Source organism: Streptomyces sp. NBC_00466, assembly GCF_041433995.1.
In the GTDB taxonomy this organism is placed as follows: domain Bacteria; phylum Actinomycetota; class Actinomycetes; order Streptomycetales; family Streptomycetaceae; genus Streptomyces.
On record NZ_CP107896.1, the window covers coordinates 3379782 to 3397641 of the forward strand.

At 70.4% G+C, this 17860-nt stretch carries 15 protein-coding genes; 7 read left to right on the forward strand and 8 right to left on the reverse strand.

Going from position 1 to position 17860, the window contains the following annotated elements:
• Positions 1-30: 30 nt before the first annotated feature.
• Positions 31-564 (reverse strand): NADPH-dependent FMN reductase, encoded by a 534-nt coding sequence (locus tag OG210_RS14960; protein WP_371536962.1) that lies wholly within the window; start codon positions 562-564, stop codon positions 31-33.
• Between the two features lie 218 nt (positions 565-782).
• Between OG210_RS14960 and OG210_RS14965 the strand changes: the two genes are divergently transcribed.
• Genes OG210_RS14965 through OG210_RS14980 form a run of 4 tightly spaced genes read left to right on the forward strand, consistent with a single transcriptional unit; the run spans position 783 to position 6851 of the window.
• Entirely contained in the window at positions 783-1520 is a 738-nt protein-coding gene (locus tag OG210_RS14965; RefSeq protein WP_328328761.1) for a response regulator transcription factor, read from the forward strand.
• A 9-nt stretch (positions 1521-1529) separates the two neighbouring features.
• A complete protein-coding gene (locus OG210_RS14970; protein ID WP_371540303.1) occupies positions 1530-3287 on the forward strand; it encodes an ATP-binding protein in 1758 nt (585 codons plus the stop codon).
• 40 nt (positions 3288-3327) lie between these two features.
• On the forward strand, positions 3328-4593 hold the full coding sequence (locus OG210_RS14975; protein ID WP_328328759.1) for a bifunctional glycosyltransferase family 2/GtrA family protein: 1266 nt from the start codon (positions 3328-3330) through the stop codon (positions 4591-4593).
• Positions 4590-6851, forward strand: coding sequence for an ArnT family glycosyltransferase (locus OG210_RS14980; protein WP_371536965.1), 2262 nt, complete (start codon positions 4590-4592; stop codon positions 6849-6851). Before OG210_RS14975 ends, OG210_RS14980 begins: the two co-directional genes overlap by 4 nt.
• Positions 6852-6954: 103 nt before the next feature.
• On the opposite strand, the gene OG210_RS14985 is transcribed toward OG210_RS14980, so the two are convergent.
• Positions 6955-7779, reverse strand: coding sequence for an endonuclease/exonuclease/phosphatase family protein (locus OG210_RS14985; RefSeq protein WP_371536967.1), 825 nt, complete (start codon positions 7777-7779; stop codon positions 6955-6957).
• Positions 7780-7922: 143 nt separating this feature from the next.
• Between OG210_RS14985 and OG210_RS14990 the strand changes: the two genes are divergently transcribed.
• Both OG210_RS14990 and OG210_RS14995 read left to right on the forward strand, forming a co-directional pair.
• The gene (locus OG210_RS14990; RefSeq protein ID WP_371536970.1) at positions 7923-9428 is read left to right on the forward strand and encodes an MFS transporter; all 1506 of its coding nucleotides are present in this window, start codon (positions 7923-7925) and stop codon (positions 9426-9428) included.
• 48 nt (positions 9429-9476) lie between these two features.
• Positions 9477-10373 (forward strand): TetR/AcrR family transcriptional regulator, encoded by an 897-nt coding sequence (locus tag OG210_RS14995; protein WP_371536973.1) that lies wholly within the window; start codon positions 9477-9479, stop codon positions 10371-10373.
• 202 nt (positions 10374-10575) lie between these two features.
• On the opposite strand, the gene OG210_RS15000 is transcribed toward OG210_RS14995, so the two are convergent.
• The 4 genes from OG210_RS15000 to OG210_RS15015 form a co-directional block, all read right to left on the reverse strand.
• Complete coding sequence (locus tag OG210_RS15000) at positions 10576-11046, reverse strand: PPOX class F420-dependent oxidoreductase (RefSeq protein ID WP_266855329.1); 471 nt, start codon at positions 11044-11046, stop codon at positions 10576-10578.
• A gap of 235 nt (positions 11047-11281) precedes the next feature.
• Positions 11282-12100: a YceI family protein gene (locus OG210_RS15005; RefSeq protein ID WP_328328749.1), complete on the reverse strand. Its 819-nt coding sequence runs from the start codon at positions 12098-12100 to the stop codon at positions 11282-11284.
• A gap of 143 nt (positions 12101-12243) precedes the next feature.
• Positions 12244-14760 carry an MFS transporter gene (locus tag OG210_RS15010; RefSeq protein WP_371536978.1) on the reverse strand — a complete coding sequence of 839 codons (2517 nt, stop codon included), beginning with the start codon at positions 14758-14760 and terminating at the stop codon, positions 12244-12246.
• 140 nt (positions 14761-14900) lie between these two features.
• A complete protein-coding gene (locus OG210_RS15015; protein WP_328328744.1) occupies positions 14901-15371 on the reverse strand; it encodes a MarR family winged helix-turn-helix transcriptional regulator in 471 nt (156 codons plus the stop codon).
• Positions 15372-15594: 223 nt separating this feature from the next.
• On the opposite strand from OG210_RS15015, the gene OG210_RS15020 reads away from it, so the two are divergent.
• Positions 15595-15816, forward strand: a complete 222-nt coding sequence (locus OG210_RS15020) for a hypothetical protein (protein ID WP_328328742.1) — start codon at positions 15595-15597, stop codon at positions 15814-15816.
• A 77-nt stretch (positions 15817-15893) separates the two neighbouring features.
• On the opposite strand, the gene OG210_RS15025 is transcribed toward OG210_RS15020, so the two are convergent.
• Complete coding sequence (locus OG210_RS15025) at positions 15894-16745, reverse strand: hypothetical protein (protein WP_371536981.1); 852 nt, start codon at positions 16743-16745, stop codon at positions 15894-15896.
• Between the two features lie 121 nt (positions 16746-16866).
• Complete coding sequence (locus OG210_RS15030) at positions 16867-17718, reverse strand: RNA polymerase sigma factor SigF (RefSeq protein WP_328328738.1); 852 nt, start codon at positions 17716-17718, stop codon at positions 16867-16869.
• Between the last annotated feature and the right edge of the window lie 142 nt (positions 17719-17860).

The following is a 17860-nucleotide window of genomic DNA, read 5'->3' on the forward strand; positions in this document are numbered from 1 at the left end:
TGGCTTGGGCCGGTTTGGCCGGCCGCTGGCTCAGGGCGCTGTCAGTGCCTTCAGTGCTGCCTTGAGCTGCGTGGTGAGGTCCGGGTCCGTGATCTCGCCCGTGTCCCGGTCGAGCCTGGCGCCGACGGTTCCGACCATCAGGCAGGCCTCATCGATCACGGTGCCGGTCATCATCCGCAGCGTTTCGCGCAGTTGGGTGTTGGCGTAGTCGCCGCCCGCCGGGTTGGGTGACGCGGTGATCACAGCGACCCTGCGGTCGATGAACTCGCCGCTGCTGACCAGCCAGTCCAGGGCGTTCTTCAGTACGCCAGGCACGCCGTGCGCGTACTCGGGGCTCACGATCAGCACGGCGTCCGCCTCGGCCACGGACTTCCGCAGGGCCGCCACCGGGGCCGGGGGCATGGCGCCCTCGCCGTCGAGGTCCGGGTTGAAGTGGGGCAGTCCGCCGATGTCGGCGGTCGTGACGGCCGTCCCCTCGGCTGTGGCCAGGGACCCGGCCGCATGGAGCAGGGCGCCGTTGGTGGAACGGGCGCGCAGGCTGCCCGACAGGGTGAGGATCCGCATGGAGGGGACCGTACGGCAGCCCGGGCGACCACGCGTCAGCGCGGGCAGGCGGGGGAGTCCGGGCGGGCGGGGCAGCGCGGGCCGTTGGGCAGCGCCGGCCGAGTAGGAGCACCACGGCCGGGGCGCGCCGGACAGGTGCCGCGTGCGGGTGGGCGTTTCTCAGGAATTTCACAGGTTGGGGAAAGGGGGCTCTCAGAGGTCGCTCGGAGGCTGGGCCCATGACGACGACCTCGCCCCAGGGGCGTACCGAAATGTGCAGGCCCGACGGCAGCGCGGTGCGCGTTCTCGTCGTGGACGACGAGGCCTCGCTCGCGGAGCTGCTCTCCATGGCGCTGCGCTATGAGGGCTGGCAGGTGCGCAGCGCCGGTGACGGGGCCGGAGCCGTGCGGACCGCGCGGGAGTTCCGGCCCGACGCCGTGGTGCTCGACGTGATGCTCCCCGACATGGACGGTATCGCCGTGCTCGGCCGGATGCGCCGCGAGCTGCCCGATGTGCCGGTGCTCTTCCTGACCGCCAAGGACGCCGTGGAGGACCGGATCGCGGGTCTGACGGCGGGCGGTGACGACTACGTGACCAAGCCGTTCAGCCTGGAGGAGGTCGTGGCCAGACTGCGCGGGCTGATCCGCCGGTCCGGTACGGGCGCTCAGCGCAGCGAGTCGACGCTCGCCGTCGGTGACCTGACCCTCGACGAGGACAGCCACGACGTCACCAGGGGCGGGACCAACATCCATCTGACCGCGACCGAGTTCGAGCTGCTGCGCTTCCTGATGCGCAACCCGCGCCGGGTGCTCTCCAAGGCGCAGATCCTCGACCGGGTGTGGTCGTACGACTTCGGCGGCCAGGCCAACGTCGTCGAGCTCTACATCTCGTACCTGCGGCGCAAGATCGACGCGGGGCGTTCGCCGATGATCCACACCCGGCGCGGGGCCGGATATCTGATCAAGCCCGGGGAGTAACCGGTGTCGGTGCGGCGGCGCTGGTCGCTGCGTACCCGGCTCGTCGTCTCGGCCGTGGCGCTGATCGCCGTGGTGGTGGCCGTGATCGGTACGGTCACCACGATCGCCATGCACTCCAATCTGGAGCGGCAGCTCGACAAACAGCTGATGGCTGCGGCCCAGCGGCCCGACCACGACCCGATGGGCGGCGACCGTTCCATCGTCCAGCAGCCCGGGCTGCCGATCGGGACCGTCGGCGGGCGCACCGTCGTCGGCGGTGACGGACTGGTCGACGGGGTGAAGAGCGTCGCCACACCGGGCGCCCGGCCCGACAGCTCGCCGCTCGGCGACGATCAGCTCGGCGCACTGGAATCGGTGCCCAGGGACGGGAATGCGCACACCGTATCGCTCCCCGGCCTCGGCGACTTCCGGGCGATCTCCTCCAGCAGCGGCACGTTTGTGCTCGGCTTTCCGCTGACCGGCGTCCAGTCCACCGTCACCACTCTGATCGTGGTCGAGGTCTGTGTCACGGCGGCCGGGCTGCTCGCGGCCGCCATCACGGGGACCGCGCTGGTCGGGATGGCGCTGCGCCCGCTCAGACGGGTCGCGGCGACCGCCACCCGGGTCTCCGAACTCCCGCTGCACAGCGGTGAGGTGGCCCCACTGGAACGGGTCCCCGACGCCGAGGCCGATCCGCGGACCGAGGTCGGGCAGGTCGGCGCGGCGCTCAACCGGATGCTTGGTCATGTGGGTTCGGCGCTGGCCGCCCGGCAGCAGAGCGAGACGCGGGTACGGCAGTTCGTCGCCGATGCCAGCCATGAGCTGCGGACCCCCCTGGCCTCCATCCGCGGCTATGCCGAACTCACCCGGCGCGGCGGCGAGGAGACCGGTCCGGACACCCGGCACGCGCTGGGCCGCATCGAGTCGGAGGCCCGGCGGATGACCGGCCTGGTGGAGGATCTGCTGCTGCTCGCACGACTGGATGCGGGACGCCCGATCTCGTACGAGAGCACTGATCTGTCCCCGCTCACATACGAGAGCACCGATCTCTCCCCGCTCGTGGTCGACGCGGTGAGCGATGCGCGCGCGGCGGGCCAGGGCCACACCTGGCGGCTCGAACTGCCCGACGACCCCGCCCTGGTGCCGGCCGACGGGGCCCGCATCCACCAGGTCCTGGTGAATCTGCTGGCCAACGCCCGTACGCACACCCCGCCCGGTACCACCGTCACCGCACGGGTACGGCGGGAGGGGGGCTGGGTGGTGGTGGAGGTGCTGGACGACGGCCCGGGTATTCCGGCCGAGTTGCTCCCGTACGTCTTCGAACGGTTCGCCCGCGGGGACGCCTCACGGTCACGGCACGCCGGTTCGACCGGGCTCGGTCTCGCGATCGTGCAGGCGGTCGTGGTGGCGCACGGCGGGGCGGTGACCGTACGGAGCGTGCCGGGCCGCACGGAGTTCGCGGTCAGGCTGCCGGCTGCTCCTGGGGTGCCGGGGGCGCCTGCTGCCCCGGTAGCTCCCGCGGCCCCGGCAGCCCCCGCAGCCCCGGTAGCTCCCGCGGCCCCGGCAGCCCCCGCAGCCCCGGCAGTCCCCGCGGCCCCGCCCGTCCCCACGATCCCGGCGCATCCCCCCACCGGCTCGGAAGCCTCCCACCCGCGCCACCAGCACCACCCGCAAGCCCCCCATCCGCACCACCCGCAAGCCCCCCACCCACATCCCACCCACCCACAACCCACTGCCCCGCACCCCCCGACTCACAGCCCCCCGACTCACAGCCCCACCACAGGCTGACCACACAGGGGTGACAGCGCCGCTGGCGAGTGTCGTCGGTATGCGAACCGACACTTCTCCGGGCACCCTGCCGGCACGGGAGCATCTCCCCGTGACGGCAGCCGACGCCCCGGTGCTCGATGTGGTGATCCCCGTGTACAACGAGGAGAAGGACCTCGAACCGTGTGTGCTGCGGCTCCGTGACCATCTCGCCGGGACGTTCCCGTACAGCTTCCGGATCACGATCGCCGACAACGCGAGCACCGACCGGACCCCCGAGGTGGCCGCGGGACTTGAGGCCATGCTGGACGAGGTACGGGCCGTCCGGCTCGACCAGAAGGGGCGCGGGCGGGCGCTGCGGAGTGTGTGGTCCGCGTCCGACTCCCCCGTCCTCGCCTACATGGACGTCGATCTCTCCACCGGCCTCAACGCGCTGCTGCCCCTGGTGGCCCCGCTGATCTCCGGGCACTCCGATCTGGCCATCGGCTCCCGGCTGGCGCGGAGTTCGAGGGTGGTGCGCGGTCCCAAGCGCGAGTTCATCTCGCGCGCGTACAACCTGATCCTGCGTTCGTCGCTCTCCGCCCGGTTCAGCGACGCCCAGTGCGGGTTCAAGGCCATCCGCCGTGATGTCGCGCAGCGGCTGCTGCCGATGGTCGAGGACACCGGGTGGTTCTTCGACACCGAGATGCTGGTGGTCGCCGAACGCGCCGGGCTGCGGATCCATGAGGTGCCGGTCGACTGGGTCGACGACCCGCAGTCCACCGTGCACATCGTGCGGACGGCCGTCGACGACCTCAAGGGCGTCTGGCGGGTGGGGCGCGCGCTGGGGGTCGGTGCGCTCCCGCTCGACCGGCTCGCGCGCCCCTTCGGGGACGATCCGCGCGACCGTGAACTGACGGGCGTGCCCGGGGGACTCGCCCGCCAGCTGGTCGGTTTCTGCGTGGTCGGCGCGCTCTCCACACTGCTCTATCTGCTGCTGTACTCCCTGTTCCGTACGGAGGTGAGCCCCCAGCTCGCCAACGCGGGCGCCCTGCTGGTCTCGGCGCTGATCAACACCGCCGCCAACCGGAGACTCACCTTCGGCGTGCGCGGGCGCGACAGCGCGGTACGCCATCAGGCCCAGGGTCTGGTCGTGTTCGCGATCGGCCTCGCCCTCACCAGTGGGTCCCTCGCCGCGCTCGGCGCGGCGTCCGACGACCCCTCGCACGGCACCGAGCTCGCGGTGCTGATCGCGGCCAACCTCGCAGCGACGGTGCTGCGTTTCCTGCTCTTCCGCGCCTGGGTGTTCCCCGAGCGGCGCACCGACGACCCGAGGACTGCACGATGACCACCGCCGATATCCCTACTCATCAGATCCCGGGGGCTGTTGCGCCGCCGTCGGGGCAGCCGCGCATCGCCCGGCTGTGGCGCGGGCGTGCCGAGGATCCGCGCTGGGTGCGGCCCGCGTTCCTCGGGCTGCTGCTGCTCACCGCCGTGGCGTACCTCTGGGACCTCAGCGCCTCCGGATACGCCAACTCCTTCTACTCCGCGGCGGCCCAGGCCGGCGGGGTGAGCTGGAAGGCCCTCTTCTTCGGCTCGCTGGACTCGGCCAACGCCATCACCGTCGACAAACCCCCGGCCGCCCTCTGGCCGATGGCGCTCTCGATACGGATCTTCGGGCTGAGTTCGTGGGCGATCCTCGTCCCGCAGGTGCTGATGGGCGTCGGCACGGTCGGGGTGCTGTACGCGGCGGTACGGCGCCGGTTCAGCGCCGTGGCGGGGCTCATCGCCGGTGTGGTGCTGGCGACGACGCCGGTCGCCGCGCTGATGTTCCGCTTCAACAACCCCGACGCGCTGCTCGCGCTGCTGATGACGGTCACCGTCTACTTCGTGCTGCGTGCGCTGGAGGACGGGCGGACCAAATGGCTGGTGTGGGCGGGCGTGGCGATCGGCTTCGCCTTCCTGACCAAGACGCTCCAGGCGTTCCTGATCCTGCCGCCGCTGGCTGTCGTGTACGGGGTGTTCGCGCCCACGACGGTACGCAGGCGGCTGGGCCAGATCGGCTTGTCCGCAGGGGCGATGGTGGTCGCGGGCGGCTGGTGGACGGCGATCGTCGAACTGTGGCCCGCGTCCTCACGTCCGTACATCGGCGGCTCGCAGAACAACTCATTCCTTGAGCTGACCTTCGGCTACAACGGGCTCGGCCGGATCAGCGGCGACGAGACCGGCAGTGTCGGGGGCGGTGGCGGCGGTGGCGGCCGGGGTATGGGTGGCGGCGGCTGGGGTGCGACCGGTCTCGACCGGATGTTCAACTCTGAGATCGGCAGCCAGATTTCATGGCTGCTGCCCGCCGCGCTCATCCTGCTGGTCGCGGGGATCGTCATCACCTGGCGGGCGAAGCGTACGGAGACCGCGCGCGGGGCGTTCCTGGTGTGGGGCAGCGCGCTGCTGATGACCCTGCTGATCTTCAGCTTCATGGCCGGGATCTTCCACCAGTACTACACGGTGGCGCTGGCGCCGTACATCGCCGCCCTCGTCGGGATGGGCGTCACGGTCCTGTGGGAGGAGCGCGGCCGGTTCGGGTGGTCGGTGGTGCTGGGTGTCGTGGTCGCGGCGACCGCGGTCTGGGCGTACGTGCTCCTCGGCCGGACGCCGGACTATCTGCCCTGGCTGCGCTGGGCGGTGCTGGTCGTCGGGCTCGCCGCGGCGCTCGGCCTGGCGGTGGCCGGCCGGCTGGACCGCGGGTTCGCGCTGAGCGCCGCGGGCGTGGGGCTGGTGGCTTCGCTGGCCGCGCCGTTCGCGTACACGGTGTCCACGCTGAACACCGGACACACCGGGTCGATCGTGACGGCGGGTCCGGCGGGCGCGAGCCGGATGGGCGGCATGGGCGGCTTCCCCGGTCGGGGCGGCCGGGACGGCGGTGGCTGGGGCGGCCCGAGGATGGGCCAGGCGCCCACCGGGAAGGCCGGCCAGACGGGGAAGGCCGCCGGTCAGGCCGGTACGAATGGGCAGACCGGGGCGAACGGTCAGGCCCCGGGTAACGCCCCCGGCGGCGGGATGGGCCTGCCGCCGACCGGCCAGCAGGGGAACAGCCCGCAGGGGAACGGTCAGCAGGGCCAGGGCCAGGTGCGGAACGGCCGGGGCCAGACGGGCCGGGCGCCGGGCGGCTGGATGGCCGAGCGCGGCTTCCGGGGCGGTGGCGGCATGGGCGGTCTTCTCGACGGCCAGCAGGTCAGCGCCGAGGTCAAGACCAAGATCAGCGCGCACGCCGACGATTACACCTGGATGGCCGCTGCCATCGGCTCGCAGAACGCCGCGAGTTACCAGCTCGCGACCCAGAAGCCGGTCATGGCGATCGGCGGCTTCAACGGCAGCGACCCCTCGCCCACGCTCGCGCAGTTCAAGAAGGACGTGGCCGACGGGAAGATCCACTACTTCGTCGCAGGCGGCGGAATGGGCGGCGGAATGGGTGGCGGATCCGGCAGCGGCGCCGCTTCGAAGATCTCGTCCTGGGTCGAGGGACGGTTCGTGAAGGTGACGGTGGGGTCGGCGACTCTGTACGACCTGACGCAGGTGAAGGCCGGCGCGAACACTTCCGGCGGCTGAGGAACGCAGCCGGTACGCGAAGGAAGTTAACGGGGGAAAGGAAGGGGTGGGGCGGGGAGAGATTCTCCCCGCCCCACCCCTTCCTCGTTTCTCCGCGCCTCGCCTACCGCTTCAGCGACAGGTCCGCCACGATCGGCCGATGGTCGGACGCGAGCGTGTCGGGCACCTCCGCGCCGCGTACCCCCACCCCGCGCGAAACCGCCACATAGTCGATCCGCTCCACCGGCTTCAGCGCCGGGAACGTCAGTGCGCCCGGGTCCACGTCCGTCAGCTCGTGCCAGAGCGGTGCCAGCTCGGGTGCGTCAGGGGTCGCGTTGAAGTCGCCCAGGAGGATCTTCCGGTTCCGGTCCCGCCCCATGATGCGGCGGGTTTCCGCGACCTGGCTCACCCGTACGGAGGGGTCGGCGCGGTAGTCCAGGTGCGTCACGTACACATGCAGCGGTACGCCCTTCACCCGCAGCTCGACCTCACCGAAGCCGGGGGCCGGCGCCGGGACCGGATTCGGGTCCTGGGTGGAGAGGCGGGTGATCTCGTGGTTCACGGCCTTCAGGATGCGGTACTTCGAGAGCACCGCCACCCCGAACTCCCGCCCGTCGACGCTGTATATCGGGGCGAAGAACACATGCATCCCGAGCCGTTTCGCCAGCTCGCCCGCCACATCCCGCCATTCGCTGCGCGCGGCCCAGTGGACGTCGACCTCCTCAAGGCCGATCACGTCCGCGTGCATCGCGCGCAGGGCCGCCTCCTGTCGGTCGAGGTCGAAGACGTTGTCCATCCCGGCACCCGCATGGATGTTGTACGAGGCGACCCGCAGCGGCACGTCATGGGCGGCGCGCGCGGGGGCGTGCGCCTGTGCCGGGGGCGCGATCGTCGCGGCCAGGACACCTGAGACCAGAAGCACTTCAGCAACACGAGCAGTCAGCTTCATCGGACGTAACTACCCGAAAGCAACTCGGCGCAAAACGAATGTACACCGTAGAATACTTTCCTATACGGTGTATACGACTCCATGGCTTCCGCGCAGTCTCCGCCCCGCCACCGCGCACCCCGCCCACGAATCAGGAGCCCGGCATGACGACCACCGCCGCCGAGCACGAGAGCACCGCCATCCGGCACCCCCAGCGCTGGGTGATCCTCGGCGTGATCTGCCTCGCCCAGCTCACCGTGCTGCTCGACAACACCGTCCTCAACGTCGCCATCCCCTCGCTCACCCGCGACCTGCACGCGTCCACCGCCGACATCCAGTGGATGATCAACGCGTACTCGCTGGTGCAGTCGGGTCTGCTGCTCACCGCGGGCAGCTCCGCCGACCGGTACGGCCGCAAGAAGATGCTGATCGCGGGCCTCACGCTCTTCGGGGCCGGGTCGCTCGTCGCCGGGCTCGCCCAGTCCACCGGACAGCTGATCGCCGCCCGCGCGGGCATGGGCGTCGGCGGCGCGCTGCTGATGACCACCACCCTCGCCGTCGTCGTCCAGATCTTCGACAACACCGAGCGCGTCAAAGCCATCGGCCTCTGGTCCACGGTCAACTCACTCGGCTTCGCCGCCGGACCGCTCATCGGCGGGGCGCTGCTCGACCACTTCTGGTGGGGTGCGATCTTCCTGGTCAACATCCCGGTGGCCGTCATCGCGCTCGCCGCGGCCGTCACCCTCGTACCGGAGTCCAAGAACCCGGCCGGTGACCGCCCCGACCTGCTCGGCGCGCTGCTCTCCACGGTGGGCATGACCGCGGTCGTGTACGCGATCATCTCGGGCCCCGCGCACGGCTGGGCCTCCCCCCATGTCCTCGTCGCGGCCGCCATCGGCGTGGTCTTCCTGGCCGGGTTCGTCGCCTGGGAGCTGCATATCCCGTTCCCCATGCTGGACATGCACTTCTTCCGCAACCAGCGCTTCGTCGGCGCCGTGGCCGGGGCGGTCCTCGTCACCTTCGGCATGGGCGGTTCGCTCTTCCTGCTCACCCAGCACCTCCAGTTCGTGCTCGGATACGGGCCGTTGGACGCGGGGCTGCGGACCGCACCCCTGGCCCTCACCATCGTGGCGCTGAACCTCACCGGGGTCTCGGCCAGACTGCTGCCCCGGCTGGGCACGCCCGGCACCATCGCCGCCGGGATGACCGCGCTCGCCGCCGGTCTCGTGGCCATCGCGCTACTCGGCGGTCACAGCTATCCGGGGATGCTGCTCGGCCTGGTGGTCATGGGCGCGGGTATCGCGTTCGCCATGCCCGCGATGGCCAACGCGATCATGAGCGCGATCCCGCCGGAGAAGGCCGGGGTCGGCGCGGGTGTCAACGGCACCCTGGCCGAATTCGGCAACGGCCTGGGTGTCGCCGTGCTCGGCGCCGTACTCAACTCCCGCTTCGCCGCCCTGCTGCCCGCGGCGCTGGGCGTGGCCTCGCTCCCCGCGGCTCTCGCCGCAGCCGACGGGCCCGGCGAGCGCGGCAGGGTCGCGGACGCCTTCGCCTCAGGTCTGCAGACCAGCCAACTGGTGGGCGCCGTAGCGGTACTTGCGGGTGGGCTGCTCGCCGCGGTGCTCCTCCGGCGTGCCGAGCGGGCGGATGCACCGGGAGCAGCGGCCTAACATCGGTACCGGTACCGGTGGATCCACACGTTCCGGAGGAGGCGCGCCATGGTGACTGCGGCCGACCGCGCGAAGGGTCCCGCGCGGACCAGTGTCTGGCTCGGCGGAAAGGTGACGCGCACCCGCAGAACGGATCAGCCGGACGGGCTCGACCTGGACAAGATCACCGCGGCGACGGTGCGGCTGCTGGACTCCGAGGGTCTGGCGAAGTTCTCCATGCGCCGCCTCGCCGCCGAACTGGGCGTCACCGCGATGTCGGTCTACTGGTACGTGGACACCAAGGACGACCTCCTCGAACTGGCCGTGGACGCGGTGATGGGCGAACTGGTGCTGTCCGGAGCCGAAGTCGGGTCTGACGGGTCTGACGGATCCGAAAACGGACCCGAAGTGGGGTCTGACGGCTCCGAAGTCGGGTCTGACGGGCCTGACCGGTCTGACGACGGCGCCGACTGGCGCGTTCAGCTGCGCAGTCTCGCCGCCGGATACCGCGGCATCCTGGTGCGCCACCCCTGGCTCTCCCCGCTCGTCGGCGTGTTCCTCAACATCGGCCCGTGCGCGCTGAAGTTCTCCGAGGCGTCCCAGGACGTGATGCGCAGGGCCGGTCTTCCGCTGACCGGGCAGACCGGCGGCCTGGCCGCGGTCTTCCAGTTCGTGTACGGATTCGGCACCGTCGAGGGCCACTTCAGGGACCGCTGCGCGCGGGCGGGGATGACGCAGGACGAGTACTACCAGCACGCCATGGGCGGGATGAGCGAACAGCCCTCGCTGCGCCGGACGTTCGAGCAGGCCCAGGACGTGATGGCGGCGCGCGGCGGTGACACCGTCGAGGAGATGCGGGAGCGCGACTTCGGCTTCGCCCTCGATCTGCTGATCGCGGGCATCGAGGCCAAACGCGGCGCAGGAGAAGAGACAGGACCCGGTTCCGTGCCGCCCGCCGGACAGTGAGCGGGCGATGAGCGGACAATGAACCGTACGGTGCTGCCGCCCAGGAGCAGTGCGCGTAGGGGGAGTTGGCACATGCAGAGCACGAACGGCGGGCCCGTGCCCGTCATACGCGCTGTTTGACACGCGCCCGGCCCGGCCGGCCTGCGCCGGTCCGGGCCGGTCCGGGCCCACGTAATGCCCCAGGGCCCGCCCGAGAGCGGTGTCAGCTGTCCTCGGCCAGCCGCGCCGGGAAGCCGCCGGTTGCGATCGGACTCCACCGCTCCGGGGTGATCCGGATGATCGACTTGCCCTGCTTGACCATGGCCGCGCGGTACTCGTCCCAGTCCGGGTGCTCACCGGAGATGTTGCGGAAGTACTCCACCAGCGGCTCCACCGAGTCCGGTGAGTCGATGACCTCGCCCGCTCCGTCCACCTGGACCCACGGGCCGTTCCACTCGTCCGACAGCACGATGACGCTCACCCGTGCGTCGCGCCGGACATTGCGGGTCTTGGCGCGTTCGGGGTAGGTCGACAGGACGATCCGGCCCGCGTCGTCGACCCCGCAGGTCAGCGGGGAGCCCTGGGGGCGGCCGTCGGAGCGGGTGGTGAGCAGGATCGCCCGGTGCCTGGGGCGTACGAAGTCGAGCAGTTCGGGCAGTTCCACAGGGGTGTTGGTCGCGATGTTGGGTGCCATGGCTGCACGATACGTCGCACCGCACGGCCGGGCCCGGCAGCACACGGCCGCCCCCTCCCCCGCCGGGCACCCGTCCCGGGCAGCAGAACGCCCGGCCCCGCAGCGCACACAAGGAGTGCGGCGCCGAGGGGCCGGGCGGGGGCCGTGAAGACCGGTACGGGCTGATGCTGGCTGATGCGGGCCGGTACAGACCGATAAGGCCAGTACAGGGACCGCTGCGGGCAGGCCCGGCCGGTTACGCGGTCGGCAGCGAGTCGCCCTGGACGGCCTGGATGTCCAGCTCGACCTTGAGCGTGGTGCCGATGGCCGAGATGCCCGCCTGGACGACCTGGTTGTAGTTCATCTTGAAGTCCTCGCGGCGCAGTTCGGCCGTCGCGTGGAAGGCCGCGCGCACGCCGCCCCACGGGTCGGGACCCGTACCCAGGTAGCTGAGGCTCAGGTCGACCTCGCGTGCGACACCGTGCAGCGACAGCTCGCCGTGGACCGTCCAGCGGTCCGGTCCCGCGGGGGTGATCCCGGTGCTGCTGTAGGTGATCTGCGGGTAGCTCTCGACGTCCAGGAAGTCCGCGGACTTCAGATGGCCGTCGCGCATACCGTTACCCGTGTCGATCGAGGCCGTCGCGATGACCGCCTCGACGCGCGACTTCTCGACGTCCTCGGCGATCTCGATGCGGCCCACGAACTCCGTGAACCGGCCGTGCACGCTGGAGATGCCCAGGTGCTGGGCGACCGCGGCCACCGACGAGTGCGCCGGGTCCAGCGTCCAGGTGCCGGGCGGCGGGAGTTCCACGCCGCCCTGCCTGGCCAGTACCACCGTGCCGACGTCGGCACGGCCGCTCGCCGTGACGAAGGCCGTGGACGCGGCGGGCGCGTAGCCGACGGCCGTCACGATCACGGTGTGCGGACCGGGGGCCAGGGCCGCGTCGTCGCTCACCGTGCCGTCCTCGCCCACCTGCGCTCGCAGTACCTGGGCACCGGTCATGTCCGTCACGGTCACCACGGCGTGCTGGACCGCCCAGCCGTCGCGCGTCCGTACCTGTGCGCGAAGTCCCATTCCCGTTCTCTCTCCTTCAAAAAAGTGGGCCCCGGGCGGTGGTGGCGGGCCGTCCCCTGCCCGCCACCACCACGTCCGGGGCTTGGAGGGGCCGGTCGGACCGGGCCCCTCCGCGCCCCGCATCCGCTGGGGCAGCCTGGTGACTACTCGCCCGGGTGGGCCAGTTGGATGTCGTGTCCGTCGATGCCGCTTCCCGCGACGGTCAACGAGCCCGCCACCGGCGGGTAACCCGTCGCGATGACCGTGTACTCGCCGGAGTTGAGGTCGGCGAAACCGTAGGCTCCGTCGGTCCCGGTGGTCGCCGTGGCCACCACGTTGCCCGCGGCGTCCACGAGCGTCACCCGGGCATCGGGCAGCGGGCGCCGGTCGGCTCCGCCGCGTACGACACCCTGGACCAGCGAACCGGACTCCAGCGCGACCTCGACACGGGTCACACCCTGGCCGCCGACGTCGACCGGCAGGGCCATCGGCCGGAAGCCGGTCGCGTTCACCGCGACGGTCACCGAACCGGGGATCATCTCGCTGAAGGTGAACTCGCCCTGCGCACCGGACGTGCCGGTGGCCAGCACGTCGCCGCGCACATCGGTGACGACGACCATCGCGCCCTCGACGGCCTTGCCGCCGTCGGCGGACTTCACGGATCCGGCGAGACCGCTCGTACCGGAGAGGAGGATGTCGTACGACAGCGCCTCGTCCCCGACGGACACGGTGGAGGCCTGCGGCTGGAAGCCGTCGGCGGACGCGATCAGGACGTACGAGCCGGAGCTCGGCGCGTCCACCGCGTAGCCGCCGTCACCCTGCGCCACCGCGCGGCCCAGCTGGCGCCCGGCCAGCGAGATCAGCGTGATGGCCGCCTGGCCGACCGGTGCGCCCTCGGCGCCCCTGACGACACCGTGGATAGTGATACCTGGGGTGGGGGCGGACTGCATCGGCATCGTCTCCTCAGTGGTCGGGCCACTTCCGTACGAAGTGGCGGGGGCCGGCAGGGAGCCGGCCGGAACGGCGTCGTTGACAGGGACAGTCTCCGCCACCGCGGCTGAAGCGACTGCGGCGGGTACCTCCTGCTCGGGCGCACCCACGGCGCGGGTACGCAGCGGTACCTCCTTGATGAAGTGCGTCACCAGGAACGCGAGCAGCGCGCAGGCGGCGGCGTACAGGAAGACGTTGGCGACGCCGTGCCCGTACGCGCTTTCCATGATGGAGCGAAGCGGCTGCGGCAGAGCACCGATGTCGGGAACCGATCCGTCGCCCATCCCCTTTCCGGCCAGCGCCGCGCCCTTCGGGCCGAGGTCGTGCAGACCGTCGGTGACGAAGTGAGTGACCCGGTTGGCGAGCACCGCGCCCAGCGCCGAGACGCCGACCGCACCGCCGAGGGAGCGGAAGAACGAGACGGTGGAGGACGCCGAACCGAGGTCCCTCTGGGAGACCTGGTTCTGCGTGCAGAGCACCAGGTTCTGCATCATCATGCCGATGCCGAGACCCATCAGGGCCATGAAGATCGCCACGTGCCAGTACGTGGTGTCGTACCGGATGGTGGAGAGCAGGCCGAGCCCGGCGGTCACCAGCACACCGCCGCTGACGAGCCAGATCTTCCACTTGCCGGTCCGGGTGATGAACTGCCCCGAGACGGTCGAGGAGATGAACAGGCCACCGATCATCGGGATCGTCATCACACCGGACATCGTCGGCGACTTGCCGCGCGCAAGCTGGAAGTACTGGCTGAAGAAGACGGTGCCGGAGAACATCGCGACACCGACGAACAGCGAGCCGATGGAGGCGAGGGTGATCGTCGGGTTGCGGAAGAGCCGCAGCGGGATGATCGGCTCGCTCGCCTTGGATTCGACGAGCATGAAGAGCAGCCCCAGAACGATCGAGCCGCCGACCATGGCGCCCGTCTGCCAGGACATCCAGTCGTACTTGTCACCGGCGAAGGTGATCCAGACCATCAGCAGGGACACGGCGGCGGCGATGAAGAACGCGCCGCCCCAGTCGACCTTGACCTCGCGCTTGATGACGGGAAGCTTCAGGGTCTTCTGCAGAACGATCAGCGCGATGATCGCGAAGGGCACACCGACGTAGAAGCACCAGCGCCAGCCGAGCCAGCTGGTGTCCGTGATGACACCGCCGAGGAGCGGCCCCGCGACGGTCGCGACCGCGAAGGTGGCGCCGAGGTAGCCGCTGTACCGGCCACGCTCACGGGGGGAGATCATCGCGGCCATGACGATCTGCGCGAGGGCGGAGAGACCGCCGACGCCGATGCCCTGGACGACACGGAAGATGATCAGCGTCGACGAGTTCTGCGAGAGACCGGCTGCCGCCGAGCCCAGGACGTAGATGATCAGGGCTATCTGGACGAGCAGCTTCTTGCTGAACAGGTCGGAGAGCTTGCCCCAGAGCGGGGTGGTCGCCGTCATCGCCAGCAGGGACGCGGTGACGACCCAGGTGTACGAGGACTGGCTGCCGTGCAGATCGGAGACGATCTTCGGCAGCGCGTTGGTGACGATCGTCGACGACAGGATCGCGACGAACATGCCGAGCAGCAGGCCCGACAGGGCCTCCATGATCTGCCGGTGCGTCATGGGCGCACTGTCGTCCGGGGCGGGATTCCCCCCGTGCTTGGCGTGGCCGCCCCGCACACCGGCTGGTGTGGTCGTAGCCATGGAATTCCTCTGTCTCTACTTACGCGCGGTGGTACGCGAGTGGTACGCGGGTCTGTGCGGATCTACGAAGATCTGTATAGATATGTAGAACTCTGTAGATCGATGAGTTTCTGTGCGGGTTTGCGCGGTTCTGGGTGGTCCTAGGCGGACGTACGGGCCTGCTCGTGGTGTCCGGTCCAGGCCCGGCAGTCGCCGAAGCTGGCGCGCAGGCGTTCCAGGAGCACGTTGAGCTGCCCGACCTCGTCGTCGGACCAGTCGCTGAGAGTGCGAGCGAGAGAGTCGATGTACCGCTCGGCGAGGACGCCGAGCATGTCGTTGCCTGCGGGGGTGAGCCGCAGGATGCGGGAGCGCTTGTCGGCGGGGTCCGGGGACCGCTCGATCCAGCCGCGCTCCGCGACGTGGGCCACATGCCGGCTGGTCACCGACATGTCTACGGCGAGCAATTCAGCGAGCCTGCTCATCCGCATCTCGCCGTGCCGGCCCAGCAGGGACAGCGCGGCGGCTGATCCGGTCGGGCATTCCGGCGGAAGTATGCGGGAGAGGCCGCGCTGGACGGCGCCGATGGCACTCAGCTGCCTGGCCAGTTCTTCGTACTGACTCTGCGCTGCCACGGACACCTCCCTGTGGGCTTCCTGTGAGCGCTCTATGTTGTTGCTCCAGGCAACATTAAACCCGTTGGTTGCTGCAGGCAAATTAAATGTCGCCGGGAAAGGTAAAGGAAAATTAAAATGTTTGCAAGTGTGAGTTCAATGAGGTGACGGAAGGGTGTTCGAAAGGTGTCGCCCTTCGCCCGGGGGTTGGGCGGAACCGCAGGGTTCGCTAGGGTCCTGCGTCATGGCACATAACCCCCAAGCGCCCCAAGGCCCCGAGGGCAACCACGACCCCGCGGGCAGCACTCAGATGTTCCGCGCCTTTGTCGATGACGGCGCACCGCAGGGCGCCACCCGGCCCGCGGCCGCTCCGCAGCAGCAGTCGGGCCCGAGGATCGGCGTGATCGTCGGCGTCATCGCCGTGATCGTGGTGCTGGCCGCCGTCGCGTTCCTCGCGCTGGGCTGACCGTCCCGTTTCCTGCTCCACCGGGGCCCCGGCGCGTCCGGAACTCCGGTCCGTAGGCAAGTCCGGGCCGTGCGGGGTCACTTCCAGCTGACGGAGGCCTTCCGGGTCTCTATGTGCATCCCCAGCGGCACCCGCCAGTCGTCCACGCACACGGTGTACGTCTTCGACTTGGCCGCGCCGGCGGCGATCGGCCCCGGCAGCGGCTGAGTCGACGTCCGGGTCGCCCAGTCCACTCCGAGCCCGCCGATGATGTGCGTCGAGAAAGTGACCGTGCCCGAAGCGACCGGTGCGCCACCGGTGTTGCTGAAGCGCACGGTCACTTTCTCGCACCAGCGCTTGTCCGTCGTGGCGCGGTCGAGGGCGCCGACGATCTTGAGTACGGCGGGCCCTGCCGGAGGGGCGGGCGATGTACTGCCCGAACCGCCGCCGGATCCCCCCGAAGAGCCGCTTCCGGAGCCGGGCGTGGGCGGGGTGGAGGTGCTGCCGCCGCCGGTGTGGCCGGGTGCGCCCGGGGTGGCCGATCCGTCTGATCCGCCTGGTCCCTCCGATCCGGCCGGACCGCCCGGTGTTCGCGAGGCGCCTGATGTCGCTGGGCCGCCCGAGGTGCCCGTCCCGGCCGAATCCGGTGGCTGGTGACCGGAGTTGGCCCCGCCGGGCGCGGAGGGGCTCTGTGCGCCCTCTCCGGCTGCGGAACCACCGGGTCCGGGTATCTTCCCCGCGCCGTGCCCCGCGGCCGTTCCTGGCCCGTCCAGGGGCGTCAGGGTGACTTTCCCGGAGGGCGGTACGGGTGTGGTGAGCGCCTGTCCGGGGCCCGCGGCGCCGACGGCGGCGTAGCCGTGGTGTGCGGTGCCGCCCGCGCAAGCGGCCACCAGGCCGCCCAGGCAGAGGGCCGTTGCGGTGGCGGCGATGGCCGCGTGCTGGCGTCGCATCGCGCCAGTGTGTCTGACGGACCGTCAATTAGGAACCCGGCGGGCGTGGAAGAGAAGAACGGAGGGGCCCGTGAATGGCCGAGCCCCGCCTGTTCCTGCCGCCGTTCCCGCCGGCTTCCGCCTACTCCCCGATCAAGCCCTCGCGCAGCTGCGCCAGCGTCCGCGTGAGCAGCCGGGACACATGCATCTGGGAGATGCCGACCTCCTCGCCGATCTGCGACTGGGTCATGTTGGCGAAGAACCGCAGCATGATGATCTGCCGTTCCCGCGGGGGCAGTTTGGCCAGCAGCGGCTTGAGCGACTCCCGGTACTCGACTCCCTCCAGCGCCGTGTCGTCGTAGCCGAGACGGTCCGCCAGGGACCCCTCGCCGCCGTCGTCCTCGGGGGAGGGCGAGTCGAGCGAGGACGCGGTGTACGCGTTGCCCACCGCCAGCCCGTCGACCACGTCCTCCTCGGAGACGCCCAGAGCCAGGGCGAGTTCGGGGACGGTCGGTGAGCGGTCGAGCTTCTGGGCCAGTTCGTCACTGGTCTTGGTCAGCGCGAGCCGCAACTCCTGGAGGCGGCGCGGTACCCGTACCGACCACGAGGTGTCGCGGAAGAAGCGCTTGATCTCGCCGACGATGGTCGGCATCGCGAACGTCGGGAATTCGACGCCGCGTTCGCAGTCGAACCGGTCGATCGCCTTGATCAGGCCGATCGTGCCGACCTGGACGATGTCCTCCATCGGCTCGTTCCGGCTGCGGAACCTGGCCGCCGCGTAACGCACCAGCGGCAGGTTGAGCTCGATCAGTGTGTCCCGTACGTAGGTGCGCTCCGGGCTGTCCGGTTCCTGGGAGGCCAGTATGGCGAGCCGCAGGAAGAGGGAGCGGGACAGAGTGCGGGTGTCGATGGCGCCAGAGCTCGGCAATTCGGAGCTGAGTGTCTCCGGTGCGTCTTTCGTGAGCACCTTCGAGCTGCCCTGTTCTGCGGACATGCCACCCCCTTGAGGTCGCGGACGGTCGCGGCGGACGCTCCCGTCGGAGGAACGCAGCCTCCACCTGAATACCGGAGGGTGGACTGCGGCAAACGCGGTTCCAGCAGAATGTCACATGTCGGCAACGCGCTGTAGCGCCAAG